Below are 17,295 nucleotides of genomic sequence, written 5' to 3'. Positions count from 1 at the left end.
CAGACTGCACATTCACTTCCTGGAAAACATTGTTCTTTAAGATCCTTAAACGTTAGGCCTACTAAAGATTTCTACTTTTAAAATTAAGGACCCCGACAAATTGGATTAAAATTGAATGGATTAACGTCAAGAAATTCAAAGATTTTGGATTAAGTTACCCTTCCGGGTTTCTACAATAAAAGGTATTAAACCTCAGGGCAAGCCCTGCACCCAATCATAGGAATCGACCCAAGGGTCGAGGTATTGAACCTAGATCCCGCCGAAAAAGGCGGGATTAGTTCAACTTGCAATTTTCAGTGCGTCTTACTGACTTCTCAAAATTGAGTTTCACTAATAAATAACAAAACAGTATGGACAACGAAAATTCCGAACAATTCTCTTTCAAAGCCTTGCCCAGTTTGATCGCTGACACGTATAAGTCATGGTTGTCCCACGACCCTTTTAGGTCCAGTGCAGTGGTAGCCTATTACGCCATACTCTCCCTCCCAGCCCTTTTGGTCATTATAGTAAATGTTATTGGGGCAGTTTGGGGAACGGAAATAGTACAGGGAAAACTTACAGAAGAATTTTCCATGGCCTTGGGCAGTGATGCAGCAACATCCATTCAAGCCATGATCCTGGAAACACAGAGCGAACAAAAAAGTACCTTATCCTCCATTATCGGTATCGGTATTCTTCTTTTTGCAGCTACTGGAGTAGTGTATCACTTAAAAATTTCATTGAACGCCATTTGGAGAATTAAATCGGACCCGCAGGCGAAAATAAAAAAAGTGATCTTAGACCGTGTATTAAGTTTTGCCTTTATTCTGGCTATAGGTTTTCTATTGCTCATCAGTTTTATAGTTACGGCAGCCATATCGATCCTTAACGATTTTATACGGGAGGTTTTGCCCGATGTGTTACTCTATGCTGCCTATACCATTGATTTTCTGATTTCCATTGCCATTATATCGGTTCTATTTGGACTAATGTTCAAATATCTTCCCGATGCCAAGGTAAAATGGCCTACCGTAAAGGTAGGTGCAGTTTTAACCGCTCTCCTTTTTGTATTGGGAAAATCGGCCTTGGGTTATTATTTCGGACTGGCAGAACCTGGGTCTACCTACGGTGCGGCGGGTACTATTGTATTAATACTATTATGGGTATCCTACTCCTGTCTTATCCTATTCTTTGGGGCGGAGTTCACCTATAATTATGCGGAAAGGTTCGGGCGTGGTATAAAGCCCAATAGCAGGGCTGTTAGGGACAAGGACCCTTGTTGATCCTTCTAACGGGACCAATAAACTTGAAGACAGGTGTGCCAGCAAACTTTTCTGCTAGGTCGGGTTCCCATCTATGGACTCTTAAAATTTATATCCAGTTTGATGACATTTTTAGATTTTTTCGATTCTATAGATAAACACCTAATTATGAAAACTTTTAAACTTGTAGTACTATTTTCAGCTTTTATTCTTGCAAGTTCTTGCAGCAAAGATGAAGTGGAGGAATCAGCTTCTTCACTTAAAACGACCAACTCCCAAATTTGTACAAATGTGCAAGGTGCATCGGCCATTTATTGGGATTTCTCGCATGGCCTGCCAACACCCCTAAGACAGGTTCCATTACTAAAAAATCCCGGACAACAATTTGTCCATAGTCAATTGCCCTTACTCGGATTTACCATTCCACAGGGGTTCAACGCCTTTGAGGTTACCAATCCGCTCACCGCTACTCTGGGAGTAAACGTTGTACGGAACGATAATAATGTAGTCTATAGATGGGTGCCGAACACCAGAGTTTTTGGCACTGTATCCACAACGGCCATCATTGCTAACGAGATCAACAATATGTTCGCCCATTATGGATTTAATGGTACGCCCGAAGTTCTTTGTACTACTACATCAAATACTACCTTTGAAGGCATTCCAATGACGTTTACTGCCCGTTTGTTGCGCTTTGGGAATATTACCGGACAAGTATGGGTCCGATCAACTTATATTGCAGAAAGCACCTTCTCTACAATCTCCGTTACCGCAGCACCTACTGGCGAATTCGATACTCAAGTATTCGATACCTTTTTGCCAATTAATTTTCAGCTGTACGTTGGTAGTGGAGGAAGCGCCGAGGATAAGGACGGTGATGGGTTCTCCGTCCTAGAGGATCCGGACGACAATGACCCCAATGTCCCTATAAAACAGGGGTAATTTAGTTGTGCATGGTTAGTATTAGTTCAAAGGCCTTCCTTTCTTGGAAGGCTTTTTTTATTTTTCAGTATCAACCATAATACCAAAATACCTACTGCAATGCCAATAGTCCACCATATCCAATTTGTAGAGCCGGAAAGTTGAAGCGGTGCCGTTTCGCCCATCAGAACCAGACCGGCCCAATATTGTGGGTGAGCTGTACGCCCTTCCGCGGTTGACAGATACTCAAGTTTTGCCGTCCGCAAGGCCTTGTCCTTATGAATTCCGTTGGCCAAATTTTCATAAAATAAGGCAATTATTTGGTTGCTGGACTGTTCATCAATACTCCAAAGACTAGTCAATATACTCTCGCTTCCGGCATAATTAAAAGCGTGGGCCAAGGAAATCATTCCTTCCCCAGCCTGCAACGTAGGTTTGCCCGTTTCACAGGCCGTTAAGATAGCTAGGTTAGAACTTAGGTCTTGGTCGTAGATTTCATAGGTGTATAGATAATTATCATTTATATCGATGGAATCCCCAACATTCTTCGCAAAAATCAATCTCGACAATTCAGGACTAACATTATTTGATTCCGCATGGGTGCCCAGGTGGATAATCTTGTGTTCCTTGGCCGTGCGACCAAACACCTTTTTAGAGGCATCTTTGTTCAAAAATGAACTGCCATGGAATTTTTTAGTGAATTTCGTGACAAGATCAGTACTGAAAGGTTGCGGCAAAAGGGTCAGGTAGGTATGGTCCAACTCTAGGGAATCGGTAATGGCTATCTGGTATTCGGCCTTCATTTTAGAATTAAAACCGGGTGCGTAGGCTACCATAACGTTTTCGAATTCGAGTAATTTTCTATCCTTTTTCAGGATTAATAGGCTGTAGTTATAGGAAATATCATATTTGGCCAAAAGCCCCTGGGCGGCCAATTCTTTATACGATTCAATTTTGTTGGGTGTTAATAGATCGAAGCTCAAATTGAACAATTCCCGGTCAGGGAAAATAATCACCTTTTCGGTCTTGATCTTAGACGCAAACGGTTTCCAAAGAGCATTGTATAGGGAAATCGCCATATCCGATACCTGACCAATTGTGGCATTGTCGTCATTCAATGCCCCAATCTGATCCAAATTTCCATTATAATCCAATTTAATCAGTTCCTGGTTATGGGCATCAATAATGAATGCATACAAATGATCTTCAATAAACAAATAGCGTATCAGCGTTGAGCCTTGTGGAATTTTCTGTTGCAGATCGGTTATGTCCTCTGTAATGGACGCATATCGCATTTTGTAATATTCTGGATAGAAAGTACGAAGCGAATCCAAAAACAGGTTCCAGGCTTCCGTTTGTTCCGTATAGGAATTTATTTCAATTCCATTGTGGGATTCAGGACTGAATAATATTTCATTGATTGTTTCCTTCAATCCAATCTCTCGTAGTCTAACATTTTCTGGAATATTTGAGATTTCAGGATTCTTAAGGTTTAGGCGAGTTCTGATTCTATTATAGATGGCAGATTCGTGAAGTTGTAAAATCTTTTCCAGATATTTTGAATCTTTGGTTTTACTATAAATCTCCAAGTTCAATTTCTTTGCAAAGTCGAAAACCTCTGTATTACTGGCTATCAAATCACTGATTTCGTCATTGTGGACAACAAATGATTTTCGTTCTTCCAATACTTGGATGGCTTCATCCAATTCAAGAACCAAAGGTTTTAAAGAGGCTTCGGACTTATCACTTAACAATTCATATTGCGATTTAACATGAAGTAAAATAACCCAAGACCTGTTTCCTTCAAAATAAAGTTTATTCAGCTTATCCGCCGCTTCTTTATTTTTATAAAGATCAAGGCTTTTTTGAGTATAGGCCAAGGACATTTGGTAATCCTTGTTGATAAACGCCACTTGAGCCAAAGAAAGTAGGGCTTCATTCGTCAAAAACCCAAATTCCCCATATTCCCGTTTATTGTGTTCATAGACCTTCAATACCGTCTCTATGGCCAATTCGGACTCACCGTTATTTGCATAGGCCTTCGCCAAATTCATTAAATTGTATAATTGATTTTGGTCATACCCATCGGGGTGACTTAAGTCGTAATTATCAAAGGCTTTTTGATAGTACGATATGGCCTTTTGGTACTCTTTGAGCTTTACGTAGTAATCTCCGTAAACCGATTCAAACTGGGCATGCCAAAGGTAATTGTTCCCTGCTATTGTTTTTAAAGAGGCCTCCGCCTCTTCCAAATATATTTTAGCTGATTCTGGCTCAGAGGTGTAAACATGGGCCTCCGCCATCATCAACATAGCAGTGAAATAACTTACCGTATTGGGTAAAAAATTGGCCTTTGCATGTTTATACCCTATGCCGGCAAATTGCTTGGCCTTTTGTTTGTCGCCCATGTCATTATATAAACTTCCTATATTTCTGTAGGTAATGGATAGATTACCATGAACCCTAGAAGTAAGTGGATGGTTATTGGTATTGGCCAAAAATGAATGGAACTTTCGGACGCTTTCAAGTGAAAGCTCCATTGCCTTGGCATAATCTCCCGAAGATTGTTTTACCATGACCCAGTTCCCATAAATAGTTGCTGGCAGGTAATATTCTGTCTCCGGATTCTTTTCCAATTCCTTCAAGGCATCAATGGCCTTCTTAAAATAATAGTTGGCACTATCTTCTTTTGAAGTAAAATGCATGATGGAGGCCTTGTAATTATAAACTCTAGGAGCTAAGGCAAAAGCAATTTTCGGGTTTGCCTTTAGAATCTGCAATGAATTGTTATTGTGATCTGCCAAAAGGTTGAAATCTCCCCGTTTCATTCCAAATTCACTGAGATAGAATTCAGATTCCAGTAGCATTTGAACATCCTTGAGCCTTTTTGCCAATTTATTTGCACTTTTGGCAAAATGATAGGCCATTTGGGCCCGTCCCTGATCGTTGTACAATAACGCCATTCCAATACTGGCCTTATATTCTGCCTCTCGAGAATTTGATTTTTGTACGCGATGGTACAGGGCTATGGCTTTGGTAAACTCCGTGGCACTGTTGCCCAACAATTCAATTTTACCTTGAGGATATACAAAGGACGCTGCGGTTTCGAAATCTGCGTCCGCAAGGGATGTATTAATCGATTCCGTCAACAATGCTGAGGCCTGTGCAATACTGTCCGAATAAATATAACCGTTAATTCGAGCAATTGCCTCCCCTTTTGCCTGGGCCGTAACAGTTTGATTTGTGACGAAAACAAACAGGGCCAAGACCAAGGAAAAGGATAGCCGTTGTATCATTTTTTGCGCAATTGGTTTAAAAGCTCCTTACTGGCTTCTTTTTTGGACAGCTCCAAAAGACTTTTGGCTTCCGGGATGGCTCCCCGGTTAAGTGCCTCCAATCCCAAATAGAAATAGGCATCATCTTCGAAAACAGATCCCTTATTGGCAATGACCTTTAAGAAACCTGCATTGGCCGCCTTCTCATCACCTATGGCCATTTGTGCGGAGGCCAGAAAATAATTGAGGGTATCGTTCTGTTGTTTTGTTACCAATAATTTTTTCCATTTTTCAATGGCCTGGTCATAATCCCCATGTTTATATGCTACCATGGCCTCATAAAAGTCATAATTGTTTGTATCGCCCATCACGGTGGGCAGTCCTGGATCAGGCGAATAGAATTCGTCAAAGAGTTTTTCAGTTTTGTTCCCGGCATTAAAATACCAGATACCCCCTAGTGAAAGTAACAAAATGACCGAGGCTGCGATACCATAATTGATTCGGAAAGGAAACCGTTTTTTTGATGTTGCCTCTTTAGAAGAATAAGTTTCAAAAGTTTTATGGTACTCGTTCATCTTTTCGTGTAAACTTGCCTCTTCCACGGCGGAAAATAGTTTCTTGAATTCATTAAATTCAGCCTTAAGGGAAGCATCGGCATCCAACTTTGCCAAGAAAGCGGGTTGTTCGGCTTTGTCCATTTCGTTCAGCAGGTATCTTTCAAAAAGCTCCTGTTTTTCCTGTGATATGTATTTGGGGTACTTATCCATTGCTTTTGATTTCTAGGCTCAACAGCCTTAATTTTTCCATGCATCGGTACTTCTGATTTCGAACCGAGGCCGAAGTTATCTGTAATTCACTTGAAATTTCGTCCATCGATTTTCTCTCAAAATAGAACAGTTTCAACACCATTTTACATTTTTCACCCAATTGCTTAAAGGCCCTTTGCATAGCCATCATTTCATCCTGACCTTGATCAGGTTCACTTTCCTCCTCCTCCACATCTGGCCGCAAATGAATTACTTTGTCAACCCTTGTCGTTTTTTTATACCTTGAAGAACGCAAATAATCCAACCATTTGTTTTTTGCGACAGTAAAGAGGTATGCTTCTACGTTTAGTCCATTATCTTTCTTAAGTTTTCCATCCTTAACATTCTTCCAAGTGGTTACAAAAGCTTCTTGGAACGTGTCCTTGGCCTGATCATCCGAACCATTATTCTGTAAAATGTAATGCCTTACTTTCGGATATACCCCTTCATACAGCGATCTCAGAACAAGGTCGTTGTTTTGAATTACGCCAGTGAAGGTTTCTTCTTGTGTTCGGGCGAGGAATGGATTGGTTTTGGTCTGGTTCATTGCTGGCTAAAAAAGCACTGTTAATTTACAGATTTTAACCATTCATCCGCATAAATTGGGCTAAAACGATCTAATTCATAGCTCTAAAGAGTTTTATTTTGGTATTTGATTACTATAATTCAGTTTTTTCATTAAAACCACAGGGATGGTAATTCACCTTCCTTGTGGTTTTCTTCTTGATTAATTATCTGCTATATAACTAAATTGAAAACAATAGAACCGTTAATGTCCTTAAGGATTCATTCTTTTTTAGTCGTATGCCAAGTGCCAGAGGTCCCTTCCTGATCACTTTTCCATGTTCCTGAACCCGAATCAGAAGAGAATTGACCGGTAAAACTTCTGCCATCACCTGTTGTTTCAATAACGGCAGTAATTTTTCCCGAGGTCGCAGTGTTTCCATTTATAGAAAATGTGCCCTGCAAATTGAATGAAGTAGCAGAACCAGTAACCTTACCATCCGGATAAATATATACACCGAATGTTCCTGAATCGTCGCCATCATAGACTCCGAACCAATTTCCGTAAAGGTCAATTTCAGTTTCGTCCTCATCACTGCCACTGGAACAACCAACGACCAGTAAAGTCATAAACATTGCAATAATTTTAAATGTAGTTTTCATAAGAATTTAGTTTAATTATTTTAAGAATATCGATAGAAATTAAAAATGTCATCACTCCAGCAAAATGTTCAATAATCATCCATGACTTTCGTCCATTCTGTATTGTTGTCAAGGCCGGCATTGGGGTCGTAAAACAAATCGTTGCTTTTTATATAGTTGCCGCTGTCATCCATCCAATATTCTTTGGCACCTGCTTCTACTTGATAAGTATTTCCGTTGGGATGGGCAACAGTTTCCTCTTCGCTGATCATATTTAAAAAACTTTGCTGACCTCCGCCAGAATAGGAACTTGAAGATGAATTACTTCCAAAATTGTTGTTCATAAAATTCGCATGACTAGCGTCCCGTGCTGCTGACATATCTGCCATTCGTTTTTGATGGGCATCAAAACTTGCCTGTCTATCCCTCATTTTATATTGATGTGTCTGAGCCATTGCCCTAGTAGCATTGTCCATATTTTCGATTTGCAATTGGCGCTGCCTTCTGTTTTCCATCTGCCTTTTATTGTTAATGCTTGCCACATGGTTCTTCCATTCAGAATTTTCCTTGGCTTGAATGTTAGCGTTTACAAAGGTTTCAATTACCTCCCCAAAACGTTCATTATCTGCTATTAGGAAGTCAGTCGTATACAGCCAAATATTGGCCACATCTCCAGTGAAAAGTGGTTGTTGCATTTGAACGTAGGATATAATAACAAGACCCTTTTGATTATTGGCTCCCTTCCATTCCGTAGTAAGAACTTTTGTTGCTGCCTGTGGGGCAGACTCATGGACTTTTTGGGCAAAAAAACGATCTAATTCAGGTAAAGGCTTCTGCCTCTCAAAGGAAAACCCTTTAGTTGTCATCATGGGCCTTATTTCTTTATCAAGTATTTCTTCAAGGGATACCAATGATCGCACGTTTTGCATACCAGAGTTGCGCATATTTTGTTCTATTTGTGGATTGGGAGAAGCGTAGAACATTTTTAACGGTGTATTAAAAATCTCGGTGTTGGATGGCCCCTGAATCTGGTAAAGGAAAAAGGGAATTAAGGGGTCTACATCATATTCAGGCTTGTAAACAACTTTCCAGTCGCTAGGATAATCTATCTTAGAAACCACAAAACCCGATTTTGGATCCTTATATTCATAGGACTTTGAATCGTTCCCAAAAAAGGAAGCAATCCCAGTTCCTGAATCAGATCCGGAACTGAAGTCGGAATCGGTACTAAAATTATTGTTTTCAGTTTTTGGTCCCAAACAAGAAAAGAATATGAGAGTAAAAAATAATGCTGCGGGCAAATGAAACTTTTTCATGATATGGTGTTTTTTAGGTGTTACACCTTACTATCGTGTTATTATGAAATTGTCATCAATTTTGTATTCTTAATTTAACTTTCCATTATAGACCTCACTCTACACCATTTTTTTTGCTTTCATTTCACATAGTAACACTTCATACGAAAGAAAAACAAAACCAACACATGGGACTACATTACAAACCGTAATGATAACAGGGAAAATAACGATTATAACCGTGACGACTCCAGCTCCATAGCCATAGCCAAGAACGATTCTTAAAACGACAATGCCTTTAACACTACCCTATTGTTTCTTTGAAATTGGGCCGGTCGCAAAAAGATAACCGGCCCAAATTGCTTAACAAGTTTGCATAGGAATATTCTACAGATGAGTCCATTCAGTATGAATTATATCCAATTCCACAAAATATCGTAGAAACGACTTATTACTACTATTGATTCCTACTGTATAATTATCGGAGAACCTCGCCACATGCCAGGCAGTTTATCAAAAGACGTATAACTTTCCTTAGACTAATCTTTTTGTCATTGGGTAATGTTTCAGGAACATGGAGGTGTTGTTATTGGGTTTCCATGATGAAATGAATGAAACGCTAGGTGACCAATATTAAAATCGGAATGTTTTTAGATGGAATTATCGATTCCGTTTGTCGATCAAAACACTTCCTTCTTACCATAAAATAGGTTATACATCATAACAAAAATTTCTGAAACGTGGAATGCAATATTTTTAGCATGAAATCCTAAAAATATACTGTCATGAAAAAAAATGTTAAGCTTTTTGGGCACATTGTAATGTTGTTTCTCGCAATCGTTGCTTGCGAAACGAACAATTTTGAAGAAGATCCAATTCTTGTTTCCGACAGGAAATTAATGTATAATGGAATGATTAAATCATATAACAATGAAATGGTATTGAAATGGGACAATGCCATTGGTTTGGCCATTGATAATTTAAGTCCACCTCCTCCAGAATCAAGAGCATATGCCATGGTAACATTGGCCATACACGACGCATTGAATAATATTGTTCCTAAGTATGAACCCTACGCCCTAGATAATAGTCTGGTGAATCCTAAAGATATCCCAAAGAAAAAAATAGTACAAATCGCGGACGCGGCAGTGGCCCAGGCTGCACATGACGTACTAGTCATTGTGGCTCCAGGTTGGAAGTTAAATGCCGATGATCTCTTAGTTGAATGCCTCTCGAAAATCGAAGACTCGGAATTTAAAGAAAAAGGAATTAAGATTGGTGAAGAGGCAGCAGCCGCTATTTTGGAAAAAAGGCAAAAAGATTTAAGGCCCATGTTTACGGCTTCCACTCAAGGGACACTGCCGGGTGAATATAGATCCTATATGCCATGGACAATAGCCAATCTTCCCATTTGGCCAGCAAATGCCGTTTATGCTCCAGATTGGGGAAATGTTGAGCCATTTGGCATAACTTCGGGGAAACAGTTTAGACCTGGTCCACCATATCCAATCAATTCACCGGAATACGCATCCGACTATGAAGAAGTTAAGCTATTGGGGTGCAACGATTGCCCTGATCGAACCCAGGAGCAATTGGACCTAGGAGCCTTCTTTATTGAAAATTCTCCAAGTGCCATGAACCGTATAGCCAGATTATTCGCAGTCGAGGATAAACTTAACGGATTCGAGACTGCCAGACTTCTAGCTCTTACCCATATGGTTCAAGCCGATGCACATATAAGCATTTTTGAGGCCAAATATTACTACAATAGCTGGAGACCCATAACTGCGATTAGAGAAGGAGAGAACGATGGAAATAATAATACGGCCGGGGACAGCAACTGGAATATACCTCAACGGCCCGAGGTAAGAGTAACACCACCAACACCTTCCTATCCTTCCTCCCACGCTGCCAACGGAGGAGCTGCTGCAGAGCTGTTCAAATTGTTCTTCGGGAAAGACAAAAAATCATTTACCATTGAAAGTATTAGTCTGCCCGGAACAAAAAGAAGCTATAAAAGTTTTTCTCAACTTGCAGATGAAATTTCACTTTCCAGGATATATATAGGCTATCATTTTCGACAAGATATAATCGAAGGTAAAAAAATGGGAAGGCAATTGTCAAAATTTGTATTTGAAAACAATTTGAGGGAACTACCTTAAAATCCACATCGGAATATTGAACTTAATAAGATCCAGTTTTAGCAGTAAAACTGGATCTTGGTTTTTTAGCCCATTATCTATGGACTATCCAGGTTAGCAATAATTGATGTATTATCCGTCAACTTTTGGATTACGGAGGAAAAGCTTCTACCAATGGGTAGTTCAATTTTCCCAATTTCAACATCGTATTTCGTATAAGCCGTTACTCGATGGATAGCCACCAGAAAGGAACGATGGATCCGCAAAAATAAATTCTGTGGCAACATTTTTTCAACAGCACTGATCGACAGCTTTACCTTGACCACATCCGTTTCTTTATGGATAATTATATAATCCTTATAACTTTCTATGTAAAAAATATCCTCTAAAAATACTTTCACCATTTTCCGTTCTGCCCTAAAATACAAGAAGCCCGGCCCCTGATTGGCAGGAGCCACCTCAACAGTTGTTGTATGGCAAAACTTATTCACAGCCTTTAAGAACCGTTCAAAGGAAATTGGTTTTAACAGATAATCAATGGCATCCAGTTCAAATGCCTCAATGGCATAATCTTTATGGGCCGTAGTAAAAATAACCTTAGGAGGATATTGAAGTGTCTTCAATAATTGCGTGCCCAACAATTTTGGCATATTAATATCAAGAAATATTAGGTCTACCTTTTCATTGTTCAAAATATTGATTGCTCTAAATGCATTGCTGCAAGTTCCTACAATCTTTAGTTGATCCAAAGACCTTATGTAACTTTCAAGGATCTTGATCGCATGGGGCTCATCATCCACAATTATACAATTATATTTCATCTGTCAATGGTTAATGGTTTCTTACGACAAGAGATATTCCCAAATTCCAGCTGCGCTAGTACTTTAAATTTTTGTTGGATTGCTTTCTAAAATTGGATCGGAACATATCAAAATCCAGATTAATTTGATATGCTTAAAACCAACTCGTCCTCATATTGTTTCTCCAATTCCTCCAAATTGATTTCAAGGCTTACCACAAAAACTTCGTCCAACATCACCGTTTCCAAAGTGTGGTTCTGTTTATATAAAAGTTCCAGCCTTTGCCTTACATTTTGAAGGCCCATTCCCCCAATTCTGGTTTTTGCCTCATCGGCATCTACACTGTTCACCAATTTGAAGTACATGGTGGAACCCTGCATAGAAAGATGAAAACTTATCCAACTAGTTTCTAACTGTCTACTGGTTCCATGCTTAAAGGTGTTTTCCAAAAAAGGAAGTAATAGTAATGGTGCAATCTGAAATCGCCCAATGTCACCGGTAATGGATATGGATAAATCCAACCTATCACCGTAACGCAACTTTTCTAGAGATATATAGTTTTGCAACAATTCGATCTCCTTCACCAAGGAGATTTTTGGAACGTTGCTATCATAGATCATAAACCGCAGGAGCCCGGAAAGTTTCAACACTATTTCAGGGGATCTCGGCGACGCCTCCAACGTATGTGAATACAAATTATTAAGCGTATTGAATAAAAAATGGGGATGCAACTGCGCCTTCAACAGTTTTAATTCAGCTACCGTTTTCTGTTGTTCGGCCTCAATAGTCCTCTTTCTTTGCAAATACCAGTATTTTAATAACTTAATAGATAGAGCTATCCCCCCAACATGTAGAAAAGGCAATACATTCCTGCCCACGGTAAAGGTAATGCCCTTAAAATCGTCAATATTGGATGACAATTGTAATTGCGCCAAAATAGTATAGAGTATGCAGAACGACATTACAATTGATAGCCCAATAAAAAAATGTAAAAACTTGCTTTTCAGCAAATATCTGGGGACCAAAAAGTAGAGCAGGGAATACACCATAATAATATGCCCCGGCAAAAAATACAGGGAGTTTATAAAAGATTTTTTTGGATTTACATTGAGGCCAAAACCCCACGCAAAATAGGTTACGATCAAAGCCCAAAAAGCAAGGTGCAGCCCGATTGTTTTCAGACTGATGGAAGCTTGGAATCGACGCAGGGTGCCCATTAGTTCCGTTTACATAAAGTCTCTATTAAAGTTAAACAATCTACTCCATATGGAGAAATTTGATGATGAACAACGAACTTTCGTAGATAGAAGATAATATTGAGCGGTCTATCCATTATTCAATGGAAACTGTTCCTCTGTCCTACAAATGGCACCTTCTACCTACCTAGTAAATTGACCCTAATCTTTGAATTATTTTTAAATGTTTCAAGAAAACAAAGTCTATTTTATTAGTTAGAGTCCTTGGTTTTATGGCTTTTGGCATTGTTTCCTTCTCCAAGGAGGACATTGCCAATGGAAGTGCCGTTGGACCAATTGGAACAAACTTGGCAAAAAATGGTTTTGACTAGTACAACTCCCAAATCATATTAAGTAGCGGAGGATTTCTTATTAGGGAAAGTAAATTAAGAGATTTTATTCAGGGACAAAACTCAACATTTAAAGAGACTCTTGTTTCTGGGGATGATGTTCAATAACTTTAAAGGCTCCCGTTTACAAGCTCTAACAATGTATTAAATAGGCAAGTCTTGGGATATTTACCCCTCTAGAGTAATATGGTCTATAAAACCTTCGTATTATATGTCCGTCTGGATTATTTTTCGGTACTCCCTTGGTGTCATACCCACGAATTTCAGAAAACTGGCATTAAATCTACTAATGGAATTAAAACCAGCTTCATAGGCAATGTAAGTAATTGGGTCCATAGTGATGGTTAGTTTTCTTTGTACGTATAATACCCGTTGCTGAATAAGGTAATGGGAGAGCGATACATCAAAGGCCTTTTTAAAAATAGCATTGGCATAATCGGAATGAATTCCCACAGCGCGTGAAACATCAGTGACTTTAATTGGTTTTGTAAAATTTTGGGCAATAAATATGGCCATTTGCTCTACGAGGTTCATTGGCGGCAGTTCCATCTTAAGCTCTATTTCGTCATTATTCGATTTTTGAAACATCAATCGCTTTAGGTAGGCCTGAATTTCAAGGGCACAAACCTCATTTAGATAGGGTAATTTGCTTTCCAAGTCAAGTACCCATTGTTTAAACAAGGCCGTTGTTATATGGAGGTTCTGCACCGTTTCAAACATTTGTATCCGTCCCTTAAATAGTAGGTCCAAAAATGATTTGGACATATTCCATTGAGATATCAATCCAAAGGGTATAGTAATTACGAAGTATGGCGCATCACCTTCATAATCAACAATTTGATGTGGCAACAATGCCCAGAAAACAACAAAACTGCCCTTTTCCACATGTATTTTTTTGTCATGGATCAAATAAGTGATAGATCCTTCCGGTAAATAATTAATTTCTATTTCATTATGCCTATCTGCCCTTCTCATTACATTGGGCCGCCAAACTTCACAGGTAAGACCATAGGGGGCTAAATCTTCTCTTTTTTCATCGAAATGCTTTAACATATAGGAAAGTGATAGGTATTTATTCAAATATAGGAAGTATGTGTATAATTACGAGCATATCTTAGCATTTTGAAATAGGGGTATCCGATTATTTTAATTTTCACCTTGTAAGTGAATGTTACCTTAACCCACTCCAAACAGGAGTACAACTGGGTTATTTGCACTTACAAATATGAAAAATGGACTGGAGGTTGCCAGGTAGGTAGTTGGCATTAACGCCTTCGATTCATTTCGAAACTAAGAATTAGGTTATAACCGACTCAATCGAGTGGTAGAATTAGATGACATATTGCCGAATTCATAAAAAAATAAATCAGAGTTATCTGTCCAATGGATATAGACAGAAATTCAAATCATTTTCAAAAAATAAAAACATGGAACTAATTAAATTTATTACAATAGCAGTAATGACCTTAATCACAATTGTGGGTTTCACTCAAAACAAAACCACTGACCATCTCAGTATGGGATGGGGGAATGTTGCCACAGACATGCCTCTAGAGTGGTATGGGTCTAACGAAGCGCAATTGGTTGCAGAAAATGTAATACTCAGTCAAAAAGAGATCGGAGGATGGGAGAAAAACAAAGACTACCATCATCCATTTTCTGAGGCAGAGAAATCCCATTATAAAAATAACAAGGCTGAAATTGGAGCAACTTTCGATAATGGAGCCACCATAACAGAACTTAGGTTCTTGGCTAAAATGCATTCACAAATTCAGGATAATCACTACAAAAAAGCTTTTGAAAAGGGACTCAATTACATCTTTGAGGCACAATACGAAAATGGCGGATGGCCACAATTTTTTCCAGTTCGCCAAGGGAGTGTAGCTTATTCTGGCCATATCACTTATAACGACGATGCCATGGTCAATATTATGAAATTCCTAAAAGGGATTAGTTCGGATAATAAAGAATACGCATCACTGCAATTAAGTGCCAACACAAGGGAAAAAGCCAAAAAGGCTTACGATAAGGGCATTCAATGTTTTCTTGATACACAAATAAAATACAAAGGCAAACCAGCGGTCTGGTGTGCCCAGCATGATTCAGTGACACTGGCCCCTGCAAAGGCCCGTAGTTACGAACTTCCTTCGTTTAGCGGTTCAGAATCCGTGGGGATTGTACTATTATTGATGGACATAGATAATCCTTCCAAAGAAATTGTTACTTCTGTAAACGGGGCTGTACAATGGTTTGAAAACAACCGAATTGAGGGTATAAAAATAGAGACGGAAATCAACAAGGACGGAGGAAAGAATAGAATTGTTGTGGAAGATAAAAATGCACCCACCTTATGGGGACGCTTTTATGATTTAGAAACCAGCACTATATATTTCTGTAGTCGGGATGGTGTCAAAAGAAACTCGCTCGCAGACATAAGCGACAATAGAAGGAACGGTTATAGTTGGTACACAAATGCACCGGAAAAGGTACTAAAAAAATACCCGGAATGGTTGGCAAACATAAATCTATCAAGAAATAAATAAACATGCCTAACCTTTGAAGAATTTTAGGATAACAATTAATCCATAATTGAAAAACCCTTAATTTCATTGATATGAAAACATTTTATCTGTTTATTTCCTTTTGTTTGGTATCCTCTATCACAACTTTTGCCCAAATAGATCAAAAAAATAGGGTAATTATTTTAACCGATATTGAAGCCGACCCTGATGACACACAGTCTTTGGTACGTTTGCTTTTGTATTCCAACCAAATTGACATAAAGGGAATTGTCGCTACAACGTCTTGTTGGTTACAGCACCGAATAGCCCCAGAATCCATAGAACGGGTCATTCAGGCCTATGGTAAAGTACATCCCAACCTTTTAAAACATGAAGCTGGTTTTCCCAAACCAGAAGCATTGGCTGCATTAATTAAAAACGGCCTTCCGGAATATGGTATGAAGGGGGTTGGTGACGGAAAAAATTCAGAGGGTTCCGAGTGGATAATCAAAGTATTGGAAGAAAAAGATGATCGCCCGTTGTGGATTTCAGTTTGGGGCGGTGTTAATACTTTGGCTCAATCCCTTGACCAAATTAGAAAAACAAAAAGCAAAAAAGAAGCACAACGATTAATTTCAAAACTCCGAGTATATACCATCTCGGACCAAGATGATAGCGGTATTTGGATACGGAACAATTTTCCTGAGCTTTTTTATATCGTTAGTCCGGGAGATTATTACGGCACTGCCACTTGGACGGGTATCAATAGCTACATAAAAGGAATAGACAACAGCTCGATCAGCAATATCTGGATAGCCCAAAACATTCAACAGAATCATGGGCCTTTAGGAGCTGAATATCCGGATGTTGCTTGGGGCGTAGAAGGGGATACACCAGCATTCTTATCGTTAATACCAAACGGACTTAACGAACCTGAACATCCGGAATGGGGTGCATGGGGCGGCCGCTATGAATTGTACAAACCCGATTTCTCAAAAACAAAAAAAGGGAGCTCCATTGTAAAAATTGCTCCTGAGACCAGGGCAATTTGGACCAATACCGATGATAATTACACCCCTTACGTTCCTAAGGAATATGGCCGTTCCGTTAAAAAGGATACCATTACATTCAAAGATAACAAAGTAACGTTATGGCGCTGGAGGGAAGATTTTCAAAATGATTTCGCCGCCCGTATGGATTGGTGCACCCAAACCTATGAGGAAGCCAACCACCCACCCGTACCGGAACTGACCCATTCCAATCGACTAACGGTAAAGTCGGGCGAAGCCTTTAACCTGGATGCTTTTAAATCTACGGATCCTGATGGCGATAATCTTAGCTATTTGTGGTTCCATTATCCAGAGGAAAGTTCATATAAAGAAAAAATAGATTTGGGTGCTGAGAACGTGCATATGGTAAACCTTAGGGCTCCGATAGTAAAAAAGAAGGAGACCATTCATTTCATTTTGAAACTATCGGACAAGGGCACCCCTGCGTTGTCAAGATACAAGCGTGTAATAATGACGGTTCTTCCAAATTAGTCGGTAATTAACAATTGGAAGACACTGATCCACCTATTTGGAA

The 17,295-nt window shown here is 39.2% G+C and carries 13 protein-coding genes; 5 read left to right on the top strand and 8 right to left on the bottom strand.

Translation table 11 applies throughout. The annotated features are described in order from the left end of the window. Nucleotides 1–350 precede the first annotated feature (350 nt). Together LV92_RS02790 and LV92_RS02785 are read left to right on the top strand one after the other, a co-directional pair. On the top strand, nt 351–1,262 hold the full coding sequence (locus tag LV92_RS02790) for a YihY/virulence factor BrkB family protein (RefSeq protein ID WP_111622107.1): 912 nt from the start codon (nt 351–353) through the stop codon (nt 1,260–1,262). Nucleotides 1,263–1,409: 147 nt separating this feature from the next. After that, a complete protein-coding gene (locus LV92_RS02785) occupies nt 1,410–2,183 on the top strand; it encodes a hypothetical protein (protein WP_111622106.1) in 774 nt (257 codons plus the stop codon). 26 nt (nt 2,184–2,209) lie between these two features. Here the strand turns inward: LV92_RS02785 and LV92_RS02780 are convergent, their stop codons facing one another. The 5 genes from LV92_RS02780 to LV92_RS02760 form a co-directional block, all read right to left on the bottom strand. After that, the gene (locus tag LV92_RS02780) at nt 2,210–5,458 is read right to left on the bottom strand and encodes a CHAT domain-containing protein (protein ID WP_111622105.1); all 3,249 of its coding nucleotides are present in this window, start codon (nt 5,456–5,458) and stop codon (nt 2,210–2,212) included. Next, complete coding sequence (locus LV92_RS02775; RefSeq protein WP_111622104.1) at nt 5,455–6,204, bottom strand: tetratricopeptide repeat protein; 750 nt, start codon at nt 6,202–6,204, stop codon at nt 5,455–5,457. Before LV92_RS02775 ends, LV92_RS02780 begins: the two co-directional genes overlap by 4 nt. Then, on the bottom strand, nt 6,197–6,790 hold the full coding sequence (locus tag LV92_RS02770; RefSeq protein WP_111622103.1) for an RNA polymerase sigma factor: 594 nt from the start codon (nt 6,788–6,790) through the stop codon (nt 6,197–6,199). The genes LV92_RS02775 and LV92_RS02770 overlap by 8 nt, the downstream gene beginning before the upstream one ends. Nucleotides 6,791–7,029: 239 nt before the next feature. Further along, nucleotides 7,030–7,410 (bottom strand): hypothetical protein, encoded by a 381-nt coding sequence (locus LV92_RS02765; RefSeq protein ID WP_111622102.1) that lies wholly within the window; start codon nt 7,408–7,410, stop codon nt 7,030–7,032. A 68-nt stretch (nt 7,411–7,478) separates the two neighbouring features. Then, entirely contained in the window at nt 7,479–8,705 is a 1,227-nt protein-coding gene (locus LV92_RS02760) for a hypothetical protein (RefSeq protein ID WP_146613496.1), read from the bottom strand. Nucleotides 8,706–9,469: 764 nt separating this feature from the next. On the opposite strand from LV92_RS02760, the gene LV92_RS02755 reads away from it, so the two are divergent. Beyond that, a complete protein-coding gene (locus LV92_RS02755) occupies nt 9,470–10,846 on the top strand; it encodes a vanadium-dependent haloperoxidase (protein WP_111622100.1) in 1,377 nt (458 codons plus the stop codon). Between the two features lie 77 nt (nt 10,847–10,923). Here LV92_RS02755 and LV92_RS02750 read toward each other — a convergent pair whose 3' ends face one another. The 3 genes from LV92_RS02750 to LV92_RS02740 all read right to left on the bottom strand — a co-directional run bounded on the left by LV92_RS02750 (nt 10,924) and on the right by LV92_RS02740 (nt 14,263). Beyond that, nucleotides 10,924–11,646: a LytR/AlgR family response regulator transcription factor gene (locus tag LV92_RS02750; protein WP_111622099.1), complete on the bottom strand. Its 723-nt coding sequence runs from the start codon at nt 11,644–11,646 to the stop codon at nt 10,924–10,926. A 119-nt stretch (nt 11,647–11,765) separates the two neighbouring features. After that, the gene (locus tag LV92_RS02745; RefSeq protein ID WP_170126269.1) at nt 11,766–12,587 is read right to left on the bottom strand and encodes a sensor histidine kinase; all 822 of its coding nucleotides are present in this window, start codon (nt 12,585–12,587) and stop codon (nt 11,766–11,768) included. Between the two features lie 830 nt (nt 12,588–13,417). Next, nucleotides 13,418–14,263, bottom strand: a complete 846-nt coding sequence (locus tag LV92_RS02740) for a helix-turn-helix domain-containing protein (protein ID WP_111622097.1) — start codon at nt 14,261–14,263, stop codon at nt 13,418–13,420. Nucleotides 14,264–14,637: 374 nt separating this feature from the next. Here LV92_RS02740 and pelA point away from each other — a divergent pair, with 374 nt between their 5' ends. Beyond that, the gene (pelA, locus tag LV92_RS02735; protein WP_111622333.1) at nt 14,638–15,753 is read left to right on the top strand and encodes a pectate lyase; all 1,116 of its coding nucleotides are present in this window, start codon (nt 14,638–14,640) and stop codon (nt 15,751–15,753) included. A 71-nt stretch (nt 15,754–15,824) separates the two neighbouring features. Further along, nucleotides 15,825–17,252, top strand: coding sequence for a nucleoside hydrolase-like domain-containing protein (locus tag LV92_RS02730; protein ID WP_111622096.1), 1,428 nt, complete (start codon nt 15,825–15,827; stop codon nt 17,250–17,252). Nucleotides 17,253–17,295 lie beyond the last annotated feature (43 nt).

Origin of the sequence: Arenibacter echinorum (genome assembly GCF_003259375.1) — a bacterium.
Lineage (GTDB): Bacteria > Bacteroidota > Bacteroidia > Flavobacteriales > Flavobacteriaceae > Arenibacter > Arenibacter echinorum.
The sequence above is the reverse complement of the archived record's forward strand: the minus strand, read 5'-3'. Positions and strand labels throughout refer to the sequence as shown.